The following is a 15,543-nucleotide window of genomic DNA, read 5'->3' on the forward strand; positions in this document are numbered from 1 at the left end:
ACGGAAATGGATAAGCAAATGATAAGAAAAATAGCTCCGAAATTCTCGGAGCTATCGTGCAGTCATTAACTTTTTTGCCTCAAATATCGTTTATCATTCATAAACAAGCTCCAAAAGTACACAAAACCGGGAAACAGGATGATGAATCCAACGATATAGGTGATGAACACAGCCTTAAACGAGTTGGGATCCGTGAATCCGGACTGAATCGTGACTTCCGGGTAGATGATATAGGGCAGGTGGGCTTTACCGTATACATAGCTTGCCAGTACATATTGAAATGTCACGGCGATGACAGCCACACGGGGCATTCCCTTCATCCCCTCTTTATTGGTGGGTAGAAATAATGCTCCACCGGCAACCAGGAACCCAATTAAGGAGAGCCATAACAATTTCTGGTCTTCCATCATTCTTTCATATATCCATGACGCCTCATTCTTCATGGTGAACATAATGAAGAACGCCATAACGACAGAGATAGGACCGATGATCATGGCATCCCGCCGATACACTTTAAAGGCTTCAAATTCCTTGGAAGCTTTGGAGTAGTCAGCAAGAAGTAAGGATGAAAGAAACAACGTACTGGCAACGGCAAATCCGAAGAAGGCATATTCATGCGGACTCGTAAGCAGCTTCCCCAGAAGAAGCGTTTGTCCGTCTTCAAAATCGATGTAAGGGCCGTGAGAGATAGGAAGTACGCTGATGAGCAGACCTGGAATCAGTAAGCCTGTAATCCCTGTCACATAGGTCAGCGGCTTTCTGTAATCATCTGCCACATGTGAGAAAACCAGAAATGCACTCCGAAGAGCCAGAAGCAGCAGGATTAAACTTCCCGGGATGAGCAGCACGGTTCCTAATGAATAGGCAGCACCCGGAAACATACTATACACTGCCACTACCAGGGCAACGATGAACGTATTCGTCACCTCCCAGGTTGGTGACAGATACCGGTTGGCGATATTGGTCGCTTTTGTTTTGTCATGATTAATGTAGACCATTGACCAAAAGCCGGCCCCGAAATCCATCGTTGCCATGACGGCATAAATAAAGACGAATCCCCATAGTATCGTGATGGCAATCAATGCTTGTGTCATAACTTCACCTCCAATTCTTGCTGGTTATGTGGATAGAGGAATATCCTTATTCTTTCCTTCCGCTTTGTTGATGTCTTTTTCAGGCGGATTCCGTTTGAAGTAATACAAGAGAACAAGAACCACGGATACAGCCAAAATCGCATAAACCGAAACAAACAGAACGAACAGAACGGCTAAGTTTCCTGACGTGGTAACCGAGTCCTCTGTACTGAGAATGCGGTAAATCGTCCAAGGCTGACGGCCCGTACAAGCGAATATCCATCCGAATTCGATGGCTAAGATCGATAGGGGACCACCGGCTACAAACGACCACATCAACCATTTAGGGAACCGGTCTTTTTTCAATAATTTGTTCCATACGTAGGCAATGAGGGAAAGTAAAATAAGCAGAGATCCAATTCCTACCATCGCGTTGAATAACGTATGAACGAAGAGAGGCGGCCAATATTCTTTAGGGAAGTCATTTAAGCCGATAACCTCCGTTTCGAAGCTGTTTCCAGCAAGAAAACTAAGGGCCCAAGGAATTTCGATACCCCATTTCACTTCCTGGTCCACAGGATCCGTGAATCCTCCAATCGCAAGCGGGGCATGGGTTTGTGTCTCAAATAATCCCTCAGCAGCAGCCAGTTTTTCAGGCTGATACTCATGAAGCATTTGGGCCGATTCATGACCATTAATCGCCGTGAAGAAGGAGAAGACGCCCCCTACTAATAAACAAATCATGAGGGATTTTTGATGAAATTTATAAATTCTTGACCCAAATGAAGTTCGGAGCATCTTAAATGCAGAAACTGTCGCAATCGTAAACGACCCCACTACATAAGCAGATAAGGCTACATGCCCCGCCGTTACGAAGAAGCTTGGATTGAAGAAGGCCTTCCAAGGATCCACATTGGTGATTTCTCCGTTCACCATTTCAAATCCGGCAGGTGTCCCTTCAAAAGCATGCACATTCGTGATTAATACGGCTGATGCGAGTCCCCCGATGGCGACCAGGACAAGACTCACAATCCTCATCCATGGAGCGATCCGATTCGCCGCATACACATAAATAGACATAAATAATGCTTCCACAAAAAACGCATAGATTTCGATTTGGAACGGGAGTGCCATCACCCGCCCGATAACCTCCATGAATCCAGGCCATAGGAGCGACAATTGAACACCGGCAATCGTCCCTGTCGGAATCCCTACCCCCAACAGCACGGCGAACGCCTTCGTCCAGCGTTTTGCCATCACGGAATAGTCCAGATCATTCGTCCGCTGATACATAATTTCTGCAACAAGAATCATTAAAGGAATACCGACTCCTAGTGTGGCAAAAATGATATGAAAGGCCATCGTAGTACCAAACAAGGAACGAGCAATTACTAATTCATCCATTCTCATGTCTCCCTTACTAGTCTTTAACATTTCCTTATTGTCCACTTAATGGAAAATAATATTCATGATTTTTAGTAGGGGGAGAAAGTTTGATTGGAGATCTAGAATGCTGCAGGGGTATGTTGATTTTTTTTAAGTTGATAATATAATAGGCAGAATCGATAATATAATCGGAAAGTCGATAATATATGGGGGAAAGTCGATAATAAATTCGAAAAGTCGATAATATAGCCGATAATTTAATCGCGAAAACTAAAAAAGAGCAGCTCACCAGCTGCTCTCTCTCAAAATGTTCTATTGTAATGCCTGTTTCAACGTCTCGATGTTCTTCTTCATGAGTGAAAAATAATCTTCGTCATTGTTTCTATCTTCTTCAGTAAGGACAGATAGATTATGGAGGGTAAGGGCTTTTGCACCCAATTCGTTTTGAACGACTTCTGTTAGACGGGAAGAAACGTTTTGTTCAAAGAGGATGAATTGAACATTGTCTTCTTTCCCTTTTTCAATGATCTTCTTAAGCTCTTGCTGAGAAGGCTCATCAGCCGTATTCAATCCGGCGATGGCTTCTTGATGCAGTCCGTAGCGTTCTTCCCAATAGCTGTAAGCAGCATGAGAAACGTAGAAGGTTTTCTTTGGCGCATTTGCTGCCATGTCCTTAAATTCAGCGTCCAGCGCATCTAAATCTTTCGTTAATGCAGCGAGGTTCCCCTGGAAATCTTCCTCATGTTCCGGCATTTCTTTTGAAAGGGTATCGGCAATGGTTTTCGCCATTTCTTTAGAGTACACCGGGTCTAACCAAAGATGAGGATCAACGTCATGGTTGTGCTCATCCTCGTGAGAGTCTCCATGTTCTTCATGCTCTTCCGCACTTTCTTCACCATGATCTCCTTCATGATTCAATTCAACATGTTCACTGGTCGGTACAACGACTACATCTTCGTTTTCCAGAATCGATTTCGATCCCTCAACGAATCCTTCAAGTCCCATACCGATGTAGAAGAAAACATCTCCATCAGCCATTTTAATCATATCTTTTTGAGAAGGCTCAAACGTATGCTCATCGGCTCCTGGAGGATAAATGCTTTCCACATCCACATGTTCCCCGCCGATTTTCTTCGTGAAATCCTCCAGTGGATACACGGTGGTGTACACTTCCAATTTATCTTTATTTTTTCCTTCTTCCTGTTCAGAAGAGGCTCCGCAAGCGGATAATACTAAAATCAATAATAAAAGTAAACTCATACGAATATAGTTCAAGAGGAATCCTCCTTTAAATTAAATAATTTGATAACTGTAATGATTACGATTTAGCACAAAGGTTATTTTACTACCGTTATGGGGAATAAGCAAGACATATGGATGAATTTTTAAATTTTTATCCTTTAAAAAAAGAAAGACCATCTCCGGATAGGAGCTAGTCGGAATGATTCGTATTTTTAGAAGGCCATTCTTCAGGCACGTGGTCAATTCCACCAGGATGAAAAGGGTGGCATTTCAAAATCCGTTTTACTGTCAACCATCCTCCTCGTAATGCACCGAACCGACTCACTGCCTGAACACCGTAATGGGAACAGGTTGGATAAAACCGGCAAGTGGGAGGCTTGAGGGGAGAGATGACTCGTTGGTACACCTTAAATACAAATAACAATAACCTTTTCATAATCTGTCTCCTGATTGATTTTCTTTTACTATATCAAAACTGTATAGGGGATTAAAATGTTTTTGACTTATTGCTGATTCAAAGGGAATCATAGTCGCGGCATTCCAATGGGATTAATGAAAAATAGGTTACATTTTTTATAGAAAGAACAGGTTTTCAACCTAATTCAGATTAAGTTGATGAAATAACTATGAATTTACGTTATACTTATAACTAGAAACTAAATGGGAGTGATTTTAATGCCTTCAGTAGAAAGCTTTGAATTAGATCATAATGCAGTGAAAGCACCTTATGTTAGACATTGCGGTGTCCATAAAGTAGGTAGCGACGGACTTATCAACAAATTTGATATTCGTTTCTGTCAGCCTAATAAACAAGCGATGAAGCCTGATTCCATTCATACACTTGAGCATTTATTAGCCTTCACCATCCGTAAATATGCTGAGCCGTATGCTCATTTCGATATTATTGATATTTCTCCTATGGGATGCCAGACAGGCTACTATCTGGTCGTCAGCGGAGAGCCGAAAGTAGAAGAAATCATCGACCTCTTAAATGATACGATGAAAGAAGCGGTCGAGATAGAAGAAATTCCGGCTGCCAATGAAAAACAATGCGGCCAGGCGAAGCTCCATGATTTAGAAGGAGCAAAGAAATTAATGAAATTCTGGCTTAGCAAAAGCAACGAAGAGTTAAAGCAGGTTTTTGCATAAGAACATAATAAAATCCACCGTTCAAATTTAGAACGGTGGATTTTATTTTATTTGTCTTGATTTTCTTCTTCTTGCTTCATCTTTTCCAAGTGAGGATTATCTTCAAGTGGATCGACTGTATGTTTAACCGCTGTATATGCTTTGGAAGTCGTAAGGGCACTTACGAATATCACTAAAATACATATAGCAACAGCAATGACCAGGACAAGAGTTACTGACATTATGCAACCCCCTTTTTTTCACTATTTTACCATAGAAGATGGGGATGTTCATGGACGAAAATCAACATTTTTATGACGTGAATACGCAGGTTTATCTACTAATGACTAGTAATATTTGGTATCCTCAAAGGTGCATGTGAATTTTAGTATGTACGAGCTTCAATAAACGAAACGAGGGGGATTTTACCATGGACGTTTCTTCAATGATGGGTAAGCAAGTCGCTGAGCTTCAACGAACACTCAGTATGAATTTATTGAAAAGTCAGATGGCGACACAAACGGCTCAAGCGACCGTAATGATGAAAGAAATGCAGGTCAGTCAGCCTGCGCTGCATCCCGATAAAGGACATGTCCTTGATGTGAGGGGTTGAAAAGGGAAGAAGCCTTGTTCCGGGAAATTCGGAGCAAGGCTTCTTCTTTCATTTGGAAAATTTCAATTAGTTGTTGCTCATGCCGCCTGCGCTTTTCGGTTGTCCAGCTCCGGCGGCTAGTCCCTCGAGGTCACAACTGAAAAATCCCATAAGGCAAAAAGCGCCTTTTGGGATTTCCCAGTTGTGCTTGTCGGGCCTACCGAAGCCGCCTGCGCTTTTTGGTTAGTGCAGACTCTTTTTCTCAAGTCTCACTCGTTCTTCGCTGTTGGACCATTTTTCTTTTAGTGTTTCAAATATGTATAAGCGGAAGAAGTATTGTAATTCTTCTGTTTCCATTTCCTGAATAAGTTCCAGTAGCTCGCTCCTGGAGGTATCTTCTAAGATTGTAAGGGCAATGAGGTCTAAGTCTTCATCGGTACCTTTGATCCTTCCACGGTACATTTCATAGATTTCTTCGATTAACTTCATGCGCTTCACCTCCCTTTCGTTTCATTTTACCATGAACGTTTATGAATTACTCTACATATTATGCTAGGACAACTCTTATTTGTCTTTACCCTTTATAAGACTAATTAACCATGGGCTATAAAATGGTTTTTGCACTTTTTGACACGAGAAGCTGCTGTTAAAGCCGGTGAGGTCCTGGTTTCACATTCACTTGTTACAAGCCAACCATTACAAAAAGGAGATGCTTTATTTGGAAAAAAGTATGCTGTTCGTTGGATCGGGACTGGGTGCAATCATTTTAAACTTATTTGGAGAATGGAATTCTCTGTTGACCATTTTGTTAATTGCCGTGACTTTGGATTATTTTACAGGGATGATTGCAAGTGGGATTGAAGGGAAGTTATCCAGTAAATTCGGTTTAAGGGGGATTGGCCGCAAGGTGTTGATTTTTTCCCTTGTCACGGTTGCCCATCTTATTGATACTATACTAACAAATCAACACTTTATTCGTAATGCCACAATTATTTTTTACTTATGTAATGAAATGATATCGATCATAGAAAATGTAGGGCGTGCAGGAGTACCTGTACCGGAGTTTCTAAGGAAAGCGGTAGAAGTCTTAAAGAAGAAATCGAAGTGAATAGAATTTCGTCAATTGAGGAAAATGAAGGGTAAGCACAGTGAAGGAGTGGGAAGATGAACGAAGAACGACACGATTATTATATTGAAGTAGCCACTGGTGAAATTTCAAGAAGCTCTACGGATTCACCTTGGAACTTTAAGATATCTGCAACAGATGAAGAAATCACCCAGCTGCGGGAGGTATTCGATTCCAATCACTCAGTCGATTGGCAGAACTTCTATCGTGCGCATGTCCCTTATATTCAATATCATTTTGATCGGGAAAATGATGCATATGATGAGAACCTGCATCAAGTGTATGAAATGCTTCATCGTCTGGGAGATGATGAAGCGAAGAAGTTCATTGAGAGTATTGGTATCTTGAGCTCAGAGCCTCATGAGGATCCTCAGTAATGAATAAAAGTGTTGGTTCAGAAGAGATATCTGTGGACCAATGCTTTTTATTTATGTTTAGATGAAAGAAAGTGTGTACGGATGAGGTGAAGTCAGATGGAACATTTTATCGATGTAAATGGGAAGAGAGTAGAAATATCCTTTGAAAAGGGAAGCTTTCAACAAGAATCACATCATGTGTTGGTTCTATGCCGCTACAAGGAGAAATGGTTGTTAACACGGCATAAAAAAAGAGGCTTGGAGTTTCCTGGGGGGAAGAGGGAAAAAGGAGAAACCCTTGAGGAAGCTGCGGTACGTGAAACGTTTGAAGAGACAGGGGGAATGATCAAGGAGCCGTTATGCATTGGCGAATATAAGGTATATGATCACTCACCATTTATCAAAACGATTTTCTTTGCTAACGCTGAGGAGATCATAAGCAAGGAAGATTATCTGGAAACAGAAGGAGCCGTCCTTTGGAATGGGGATTTCTCCAACATTCATGACGATCCTTCCTTTAGTTTTATCATGAAAGATCAAGTGGTGGACTTGGCTCTCAAAAGAATAAGGGATCTCAACCTTATGATTTGATCAACTTCTTTTCGAGTTGTTCAACCAGCTTATACATAATGGTAGCGAATACGGCAATGACAAGCAGGGATAGCAGGACAAGGGTAAAGTTAAAGACCTGGAAACCATAAATGATCATATACCCAAGCCCTTTGGCGGAAACAAGGAATTCTCCTACGATGACCCCGACCCATGATAAACCCACGTTGACTTTCAGTGTCGAGATGATGGTCGGGAAAGAGGCAGGGAGAATGACTTCTTTGAACATTTGCCCCCTTTTGGCTCCGAAGGTCTGCATCACCTTTAAATAATTCGGGTCCACTTCCCTGAAGGAAGTATACACAACAATCGTGGTGATGATGACGGAAATGACGGTACCCATGGCGATGATCGATGTGAAGCCGGGTCCCAGCCCCACAATCAATATCGGACCGAGGGCTACTTTGGGCATGGCATTCATGATTACAAGATAAGGGTCCAATACTTTAGAAAGAAATGGTGACCACCATAATAAAGCGGCTAAAAGGGTTCCAAGTAAGGTGCCGAGAATGAATCCGATGATGGTTTCACCGAGTGTGACAGAAAGATTGGCCAAAAGGCTTCCGTCTCCAAGTTTTATGAGAAAAAGCTTCCAGATTTTTGAAGGTGAGCTGAAAATGAGGGGATCTATCCAGCTGTTCCGGCTCGCGATTTCCCACAGAGAAAAGAACACAAAGAAAATAAGAGCCTGATAAAACCAAACCCATCGCTGTTCTTTTTTAATTGATTGGATGTATTCCTGGTGTTTTTGTTTAACCGATTCGTGATTCAAGTTTTTCAAGCTCCTTCCATATGGTTTGGAAAAATCCCGGGTATTCCTGGTGATTCCTCACTTCAAAGGGCATTAACTCTTTTAACCGTGGCGGGACCTCGAATATCGTGTGGATAGACCCTGGTTTCGACGCGAATAGAATGATGCGGTCACTCATGGAGATGGCTTCGCCAATATCATGGGTCACAAGAATAGCGGTTTTGCCAAAGGACTTTAAAGTGGAGTACACCAAATCCTCTAACTTTAATTTGGTTTGATAATCGAGTGCCGAGAAAGGTTCATCCAGGAGAAGTAATTGAGGTTCTGTAATCAGGGTTCGAATCAGGGCCACCCTTTGACGCATTCCTCCCGACAGTTCCCTTGGATAAGATGCTTCGACACCTTCCAACCCCATTTCAGACAACAAAGCACGAGCTTCCTTCTTCTTTTCTTCAGTCAGGGTCCCCATAATGGTTAAACCTAATAAAATATTTTCTTCAATGGTCTTCCACGGAAACAGATAGTCCTGCTGCAGCATGTATCCCAGTTTTTCTTTCATTTTTCGAATGGGTTGCTGGTTTAAAAGAATCGTTCCTTCAGTCGGCTTGATAAGTCCTGCAATAATGGAGAGCAGCGTGGTTTTCCCGCATCCACTCGGACCGATAAACGAGACAAACTCCCCTTCTTTTACCGCAAGCGTAATGTCTGAGAGGGCATGGGTGGCCGTTTTGGGTGAAAAGTAGGTGTGGTGGATCGATTCTAAAGATAGAAAGTTCACTGTATTTAAGCCTCCATTTTCGTTTTTTTCTATAAGGGAAGGGCTGACATGTGAAGTCAGCCCCGGATCGTTCTACTTTGCTGCTTTTTCAGCAATCGACGTGTTCACTAACGTTTCATGATCAACGGACTGTGGAAGCTCTCCTGCTTCATCCATGATGTTCTGGAGATTGTTCCACTCTTCTTCGTCAAGGATCGGGTCTGTCGCGAAGGATCCTTGTGATTTGTAGCGGTCAACTACCGTTTCAATCAATGAAAGCTCTGTATCTTCGAAATAGGGTTCAATCACTTTGGCGATGTCTGCAGCACTGTTTTCCTCGACCCATGCTTGAGCTTTGAACAAAGCTTTCGTGAATTTCTCAACGGTTTCTTTGTTTTCTTTCATGTAACTGTCTTTTGCCATGAACGTTGTATAGGGAACGTGCCCTGATTCTGTTCCAAAGGAAGCCACGATATGCCCTTTTCCTTCCTGTTCAAAAATGGATGCCGTTGGTTCGAATAATTGAACGTAGTCCCCTGTACCGGAAGCAAAGGCACTGGCAATATTCGCGAAATCAATGTTTTGGATCAGGTTCAGATCGTTCTGTGGATCGATGCCGTTCTGCTTTAGGACAAATTCCCCTACCATTTGTGGCATTCCGCCTTTACGCTGACCAAGGAAGGTGGACCCCTTTAGCTGATCCCAATCAAAGTTCTCTACTTTTTCACGGGAGACGAGAAATGTTCCATCGGTTTGGGTTAATTGAGCAAAGTTAATGACCGGATCATCGGAACCTTGTGCATGGACGTAGATGGAGGTTTCTGAACCGACCAGGGCGATATCGGCGCCGCCCGATAGCAAGGTAGTCATGGTCTTATCTCCACCCCAGGTAGTGGTCAGTTCAATGTCGAGTCCCTCTTCTTTGAAGAATCCTTTTTCGATTGCGACATATTCAGGAGCATAGAAAATCGAGCGTGTTACTTCTGCTACACGAACTTTCTGTACGACTTCTTCTTTTTCTCCACATGCTGTCAACCCGATTGCCAACATACCTATGAGCAACACGGCAAAGCCACTACGAAGCCATTTTTTCATTCAATATTCCTCCTTTAAGCTTTATAAACTCGTTTAACGATAGAATGGGGATGAGTGCATCTCTCTTTGCCTTGTTTATCTTTCCATATTAAAAGGGTAGGATGGTCATAAAGGCAGGGTTTTGAATCGTCTGCTAATGATGAGATTTGCTAAAATATCTTATGTGAAGTATAAAAAATGTGTGAATACCCAATGCACGTTTTGAAAGGAAGAGAATATGAAAAACGGAACGATTGTGAAGAAAACCTTGTTTCCTTCACCTAATCCTCATGTGGAACTATATGAAATTACCTATCTATCCTCCGGTCTACGGGTAAAGGGCTTATTGGCTGAACCTGCTGGAGTTGGGAAGTATGAGGGTTTCCTCTATTTAAGAGGTGGGATCAAAGGCGTCGGCATGGTCCGTCCGGCGAGAATCGCTCAATTTGCTTCTCACGGATTCATTGTATTTGCTCCTTATTACCGAGGTAATCTTGGAGGAGAGGGAAATGAAGATTTTGCGGGGGATGATCGTGAAGATGCCATTTCGGGTGTTGAACTGCTTAAAGACTATCACAGAGTGGTCCATAACCGGATCCATGTGTTTGGCTTTTCCCGTGGAGGGGTCATGGCACTTCTGACAGGCATAGAGCAGAGGGACGTCACCTCTGTTGTTACATGGGGAGGCGTTTCCGATATGTTCTTAACATATGACGAACGGAAGGATCTCAGGAGAATGATGAAACGAGTTATAGGGGGAAGTCCCAATAAAGTTCCGGAACGATACGAATGGCGTACCCCACTATACGAATTAGACAACCTTGAAGCTCCCGTATTGATCATTCACGGTGAAAAGGATCAGAACGTTTCTGTGGAGCATGCATATAGATTAGAAAAAAGACTGAAAGAGTTGGAGAAATCTGTGTCGTCCCGATACTTTAAAGAGTTTACGCACTACTTCCCACCACGAAAGAATCAACAAATCGTCTCCATGCTATGCACATGGATGAAAAATCAATAGACAGTGGTGTATTAAATAAAAGGCTCTTCTTTGATCAAAGCTTGTAGCTATCTTAATGAAGAAAGTAATAGTTGATTTCCGCTACAGGATGCTCGTTTTCCGAGGGGCTGGCGGTGAGCCTCCTTAGGCTGCGCCTCCGGGGTCTCACCTGTCCAGCTACGGGGCTTTGGGGCTCGAGGTCATAAGCCAAGTCTGCCAAAAAGGCAAAGAGCGCCTTTCCGGCAGACTCGTCTTATGCTTGTCGCCCCTGAGCAAAGCCTCTCCGCTTTTCGTACTGTCCAGCTATTCCCGCAGGAGTCGAGCTTCCTTCCGCTCCAACCAACTTTCTAAGCATGTTTCTTTGAAAAAAACAAAACTTTTAGTAAACAACCCCCTTAAGGTGGAGGTAAATGATTTATAGAAGATTTCTGTTTTCTAATTAGATTGATTTACGCTTTGTAGCTCTGTCATGAAAAATCTCTTGAAGATGGTGAGGGGAACTGCGTAGACTCCTGCGGAAGTACGGGCGTGCCGAGACCCGGTTCGGCTAAGCTGAGGAGGCTCGGCCGAACGTCCGCGGAAAGCGAAGCAGTTCCCCTCACCATCCAGCACACACTAATTGACAGAGCCTAGGCAGTTCTTATGTTAAAATAGAGCAAATAAAAATAGGATTGAGGTCAAGCGAAATGGGCATGGGCTTGGAATTAAACACGATGATTGTGACAAAAGGAAAAGAAGTGCGGAAAGAAGAGAATCTGTTCGAGCTCCAAAAGGAAGGATATCGCCTTTACCCTATGCATATTCCGATAGATGTCAGAAAAACGAAACACAGTGATCCCAGTGGTTACGGCAGGATTGAAAAGCTGGAGTGGACGGATGAGAAAACGACGATTCTGTATCGTTTGATTTCCTTGAATTCCACGAACTAAATAAAGGAGGGCTGTAAACATCCGCTTACAGCCCTCCTTTTACTCGATTTCCTCATATAAAATATAGCGGTTATCCTCAGTCTGTGCGATGAGATAGTTGCTGTGATTTTTCACGCTATAAATCGGTGTCCCTTTTTTCAGTGTATTGGCCGTAAAATCATTCACGGGGTGATACTCACTATCAATCTTTTCTTTAATAGCCCCGAGCCTTTTATCCAGTACCAGCTTCTTCTCCTCAGTGACCTTTACATATTCCTTCTTGTTCACCACCATCATATCCCCGAATCCACATAATTCATAGGATGCAGTTTCTTTGGCTCCGCATGCACTTAATAAGAATGCGCATAATATCAAAACAACGAATCGCTTCATGTTTTTCCTCCTTATCATTTCTTCACATACTCAAAAGATATTCAAGCTTGTACGTCAACATGTTTGTTTTTTATGCAAAACTTCATCAACTTTGAAATGGATATAGTGGTATAATGTTCCTTAAGTGAATAAACCCACGCAGAAATTAGGTGCTGATCTTTAGCATAAAGGGAATTCGGTGTGAATCCGAAGCTGTTTCCGCAACTGTAAGTGCTGACGAAATAAGAAGAAAACCACTATTTGATCATTCAGATGGGAAGGTTCTTAAAGTAGGCTGACGCACGAGCCAGGATACCTGCCTATTTTCCATCGTATTATGCTCTTCGGAAGTTAAGGGTATGGTGCGGCTTTTTAGCATCTCTTTTTTTATATGGATGACAACTGCCGGCCAATATTCTTGGGTGGTTTTTTTTGTGTTTATGTACCCTCCCGGAAGATACGATAGGTGTTTCACAAACATCATTCAGAAAGGAGGAACTTACATATGGCAAAGGATTTCCGCTACTTATGTTATCCCTATATGAGAGAGTCAGTTTCAACTGTAGATTTTGAGATCCGGACCGATTCACTGTCGACTAAAATCGGACTCGCGTCATCAATGACGGAACACTTACCGAAATTGCACGGCGATTTACTATATTTAGCTGAGATGGCGTACCATCTCAATGGCTCGGTGCGGGGAATTACGGCCATCATGGAAGAGGACTTGAATAAATTGAGCCAAATGTATGATCGTTATGTGTCGGAAGTCGAGGATCGTATTCAAACCTTTGTCCTTCCGCAAGGCTGTACAGCCGCATGTACGCTTCATACCTGTCGCAGTGAAGCGAAAAAGTCCGTCCGTGCCTTACATAAAGTCAGTACTGAGATGAAAGTGGAAAATATTTTATTTAAATACGCTCATTTACTGGCAAATGTCCTGTTTGTGATGGCTGTGTATGTGAATAAATGTGAAGGGATTGAAGAAATTCCTTTTGTGAGTAAATCGTATAGCGACAAAATATAGAGAAGCGGGGAAGATGAAATATGAAAAAGTCAGGGTTAAATAGTTTACTATTATCAATCATTCTGGTTGTTTTCGCAGGGTGCAGCAATGGGGAAGAAGTAACATCCACAAAGGAAGTCAAGCCTGAAAATGAGTCTTATTCTGTGACCGATGACAGGGGAGAAGAAATTAGCTTTGAGAAAGTGCCGGAAACCGTTATTTCCTTACAGCCGAGTAACACAGAGATTCTCTTTGCCATAGGAGCCGGAGATAAGGTAACCGGGGCAACTGAATACGACAACTATCCTGAAGAAGCGAAGGAGATTAAAAGAGTGTCGGATTCCATGACGGTCAATGCTGAAGAGGTCATTGCACTAAAGCCGGAAGTTGTCATTGCTTATACTACTGGAGACGATGCCGGAGTGAAGCAGCTTGAAGAGGCGGGATTAAACGTATTCGTCATTCAATCTGCCCAAACCTTTGAAGATGTTTATGGGGATATTGAACAAATTGCAACGGTAATGGGAGTAGAAAAGAAGGGGAACGAATTGGTAGACGGTATCAAGCAACAGATTTCAGATGTGAAAGAAAAAGTAAGCACGCTAAAGGAAAAAGAACAAGTATATTTTGAAATCAGTCCATCTCCTGATATCTATACAGCTGGAGCAGAAACATTTCAGCAGGAAATACTGGAAACGGCCGGGGTCGAGAATATCTTTGTAGATCAAAAAGGCTGGGTGAAAGTTGCAGAAGAAGAAATCATTAAACGGAATCCTAATATGATTTTAACGACAGTGGGGTATGTCGACGAGCAGACAGCCGAAATCAAGTCCCGGGAAAGCTGGAAAGATGTACATGCAGTGAAAAATGGCCAAGTCTATTTCTTGGATTCAGACATTATGTCAAGACCGGGACCACGTATTGGAGAAGCCGTTGAGCTTACAGCCAAAACGGTGTATCCGGAATTGTTTTCTGAATAAGATTGAATGTTAGATGGGGAAGACAATGATTTGAAAGAGGGATCATTGTCTTTTTCTGATAGATTGTTACTTTTTGTAGGTTTTGTAAAGCAAACATATTAGTACTGTCTTCTTTCTAAATAGCCACATATTTTTGCGGGGAAATCCTTTTCATCACAAGTTCAACAATCTTTAACATTGTGATAAAGTTAACCTAACATCATCACGTTAGGAGAATTCAACATGAGTAAACTGGAAGTCATAGTCTTGAATGAGGAGGATGCCAAAGTGGCAGAAGCATCCGGAGCAGATCGTCTTGAATTGGTGTCTGCCATACATGAGGGAGGATTAACTCCTGATTTTCATGTGATAGAAAAAGTATTAGGGACTGTTTCGATTCCTGTTCAGATTATGATCCGATTACATAGTAAATCTTTCTCGTATCAGTCTGATGAATTGCATACCATGGCCGATCAAGTTAGAACCATAGTTGAAATGGGAGGACGAGGCATCGTTTTTGGCGCATTATCACCTGAAGGTAAGCTTGATCCCAACGCTTTAAAGGAGATCGTACAAAATGCGAAGGGTCAATCGATTACTTTTCACCGCGCTATCGACCTCTCTGATGATCCAGTAGCCCTATGTAAAGGAATATTCCAATCAGGCTTAAACGTTGATCGAATTCTTACATCAGGCGGAAAATCTGAAGTGAGTAAGGGATTGGATACGATTGGTGAAATGAGGGAAATAGAGAAAATGGGTGGTCCTATCATCATGCCGGGTTCGGGCTTAACTGTGGATAATATAGGCGAAATACACAGCAAGCTAAAAGCAAGAGAATATCATGTAGGATCAGGTGTCCGTCATAATGGGAGCTATGACTTAGGGATAGACTCTAAAAAGGTAATGGAAATCAAAAGTGTGATTATGTCCTAATTTGATTTGTTACTATACTACTATTGGAAAAAAGAATGAATCATGGTAAAAATAGTATGTAATACAATAGAATACTATCAATATTTCTACTAGGGGAGTCCGATACATTGCTTGGACTGAGAGGAGAACGCATAAGTTCTTTGACCCTTTGAACCTGATCTGGATGATACCAGCGTAGGGAAGTAGTACGAAAGCGCTTATTTGTGTTTTGAGGCGCTTACTACTTTTTGACATTTCGGGTTCTGATTATTCAGGACCCTTTTTTGTG

At 42.3% G+C, this 15,543-nt stretch carries 20 protein-coding genes and 2 riboswitches; of the genes, 10 read left to right on the forward strand and 10 right to left on the reverse strand.

Annotated features, from left to right (window positions below):
- Nucleotides 1–65: 65 nt before the first annotated feature.
- The 4 genes from ACOSV2_RS19695 to yidD form a co-directional block, all read right to left on the reverse strand.
- Nucleotides 66–1,094, reverse strand: a complete 1,029-nt coding sequence (locus tag ACOSV2_RS19695; RefSeq protein ID WP_428976551.1) for a cytochrome d ubiquinol oxidase subunit II — start codon at nt 1,092–1,094, stop codon at nt 66–68.
- 24 nt (nt 1,095–1,118) lie between these two features.
- Entirely contained in the window at nt 1,119–2,477 is a 1,359-nt protein-coding gene (locus tag ACOSV2_RS19700; protein ID WP_428976552.1) for a cytochrome ubiquinol oxidase subunit I, read from the reverse strand.
- Nucleotides 2,478–2,771: 294 nt separating this feature from the next.
- The gene (locus ACOSV2_RS19705; RefSeq protein WP_428976553.1) at nt 2,772–3,734 is read right to left on the reverse strand and encodes a metal ABC transporter substrate-binding protein; all 963 of its coding nucleotides are present in this window, start codon (nt 3,732–3,734) and stop codon (nt 2,772–2,774) included.
- A gap of 157 nt (nt 3,735–3,891) precedes the next feature.
- On the reverse strand, nt 3,892–4,137 hold the full coding sequence (yidD, locus tag ACOSV2_RS19710; protein ID WP_397554451.1) for a membrane protein insertion efficiency factor YidD: 246 nt from the start codon (nt 4,135–4,137) through the stop codon (nt 3,892–3,894).
- 239 nt (nt 4,138–4,376) lie between these two features.
- On the opposite strand from yidD, the gene ACOSV2_RS19715 reads away from it, so the two are divergent.
- Nucleotides 4,377–4,850, forward strand: a complete 474-nt coding sequence (locus ACOSV2_RS19715) for an S-ribosylhomocysteine lyase (RefSeq protein WP_428976554.1) — start codon at nt 4,377–4,379, stop codon at nt 4,848–4,850.
- A 47-nt stretch (nt 4,851–4,897) separates the two neighbouring features.
- Here ACOSV2_RS19715 and ytzI read toward each other — a convergent pair whose 3' ends face one another.
- A complete protein-coding gene (gene ytzI / locus ACOSV2_RS19720) occupies nt 4,898–5,071 on the reverse strand; it encodes a YtzI protein (protein ID WP_428976555.1) in 174 nt (57 codons plus the stop codon).
- Between the two features lie 188 nt (nt 5,072–5,259).
- Between ytzI and ACOSV2_RS19725 the strand changes: the two genes are divergently transcribed.
- Entirely contained in the window at nt 5,260–5,442 is a 183-nt protein-coding gene (locus tag ACOSV2_RS19725) for a hypothetical protein (protein WP_428976556.1), read from the forward strand.
- 222 nt (nt 5,443–5,664) lie between these two features.
- Here ACOSV2_RS19725 and ACOSV2_RS19730 read toward each other — a convergent pair whose 3' ends face one another.
- Nucleotides 5,665–5,910 (reverse strand): DUF6154 family protein, encoded by a 246-nt coding sequence (locus tag ACOSV2_RS19730; RefSeq protein WP_397554453.1) that lies wholly within the window; start codon nt 5,908–5,910, stop codon nt 5,665–5,667.
- A gap of 229 nt (nt 5,911–6,139) precedes the next feature.
- Here ACOSV2_RS19730 and ACOSV2_RS19735 point away from each other — a divergent pair, with 229 nt between their 5' ends.
- The 3 genes from ACOSV2_RS19735 (at nt 6,140) to ytkD (ending at nt 7,494) form a co-directional block, all read left to right on the forward strand.
- A complete protein-coding gene (locus ACOSV2_RS19735; RefSeq protein WP_324745114.1) occupies nt 6,140–6,529 on the forward strand; it encodes a phage holin family protein in 390 nt (129 codons plus the stop codon).
- Between the two features lie 56 nt (nt 6,530–6,585).
- A complete protein-coding gene (locus ACOSV2_RS19740; RefSeq protein WP_428976557.1) occupies nt 6,586–6,924 on the forward strand; it encodes a hydrolase in 339 nt (112 codons plus the stop codon).
- 96 nt (nt 6,925–7,020) lie between these two features.
- Nucleotides 7,021–7,494, forward strand: a complete 474-nt coding sequence (gene ytkD, locus ACOSV2_RS19745) for an RNA deprotection pyrophosphohydrolase (RefSeq protein ID WP_428976558.1) — start codon at nt 7,021–7,023, stop codon at nt 7,492–7,494.
- Here ytkD and ACOSV2_RS19750 read toward each other — a convergent pair.
- From ACOSV2_RS19750 to ACOSV2_RS19760, 3 genes are all read right to left on the reverse strand, one after another.
- A complete protein-coding gene (locus tag ACOSV2_RS19750) occupies nt 7,484–8,284 on the reverse strand; it encodes an ABC transporter permease (protein ID WP_428976559.1) in 801 nt (266 codons plus the stop codon). The two genes, ytkD and ACOSV2_RS19750, sit on opposite strands and share 11 nt — an antisense overlap.
- The gene (locus tag ACOSV2_RS19755; RefSeq protein ID WP_428976560.1) at nt 8,265–9,041 is read right to left on the reverse strand and encodes an ABC transporter ATP-binding protein; all 777 of its coding nucleotides are present in this window, start codon (nt 9,039–9,041) and stop codon (nt 8,265–8,267) included. Before ACOSV2_RS19755 ends, ACOSV2_RS19750 begins: the two co-directional genes overlap by 20 nt.
- 72 nt (nt 9,042–9,113) lie before the next feature.
- Nucleotides 9,114–10,115 (reverse strand): ABC transporter substrate-binding protein, encoded by a 1,002-nt coding sequence (locus tag ACOSV2_RS19760; protein ID WP_428976561.1) that lies wholly within the window; start codon nt 10,113–10,115, stop codon nt 9,114–9,116.
- A gap of 217 nt (nt 10,116–10,332) precedes the next feature.
- On the opposite strand from ACOSV2_RS19760, the gene ACOSV2_RS19765 reads away from it, so the two are divergent.
- Together ACOSV2_RS19765 and ACOSV2_RS19770 are read left to right on the forward strand one after the other, a co-directional pair.
- The gene (locus ACOSV2_RS19765; protein WP_428976562.1) at nt 10,333–11,115 is read left to right on the forward strand and encodes an alpha/beta hydrolase family protein; all 783 of its coding nucleotides are present in this window, start codon (nt 10,333–10,335) and stop codon (nt 11,113–11,115) included.
- Between the two features lie 665 nt (nt 11,116–11,780).
- On the forward strand, nt 11,781–12,023 hold the full coding sequence (locus tag ACOSV2_RS19770; RefSeq protein WP_428976563.1) for a DUF2584 domain-containing protein: 243 nt from the start codon (nt 11,781–11,783) through the stop codon (nt 12,021–12,023).
- 39 nt (nt 12,024–12,062) lie between these two features.
- Here the strand turns inward: ACOSV2_RS19770 and ACOSV2_RS19775 are convergent, their stop codons facing one another.
- Entirely contained in the window at nt 12,063–12,395 is a 333-nt protein-coding gene (locus tag ACOSV2_RS19775; protein WP_428976564.1) for a hypothetical protein, read from the reverse strand.
- 130 nt (nt 12,396–12,525) lie between these two features.
- Nucleotides 12,526–12,712: riboswitch (cobalamin riboswitch) on the forward strand.
- A 167-nt stretch (nt 12,713–12,879) separates the two neighbouring features.
- Here ACOSV2_RS19775 and ACOSV2_RS19780 point away from each other — a divergent pair.
- From ACOSV2_RS19780 to ACOSV2_RS19790, 3 genes are all read left to right on the forward strand, one after another.
- On the forward strand, nt 12,880–13,401 hold the full coding sequence (locus ACOSV2_RS19780; protein ID WP_428976565.1) for a hypothetical protein: 522 nt from the start codon (nt 12,880–12,882) through the stop codon (nt 13,399–13,401).
- 20 nt (nt 13,402–13,421) lie between these two features.
- Entirely contained in the window at nt 13,422–14,360 is a 939-nt protein-coding gene (locus ACOSV2_RS19785) for an ABC transporter substrate-binding protein (RefSeq protein WP_428976566.1), read from the forward strand.
- 222 nt (nt 14,361–14,582) lie between these two features.
- Nucleotides 14,583–15,275 (forward strand): copper homeostasis protein CutC, encoded by a 693-nt coding sequence (locus ACOSV2_RS19790; protein WP_428976567.1) that lies wholly within the window; start codon nt 14,583–14,585, stop codon nt 15,273–15,275.
- 81 nt (nt 15,276–15,356) lie between these two features.
- A riboswitch (TPP riboswitch) is annotated at nt 15,357–15,473 on the forward strand.
- Nucleotides 15,474–15,543: the final 70 nt, after the last annotated feature.

This window comes from Rossellomorea sp. DUT-2 (assembly GCF_052665285.1).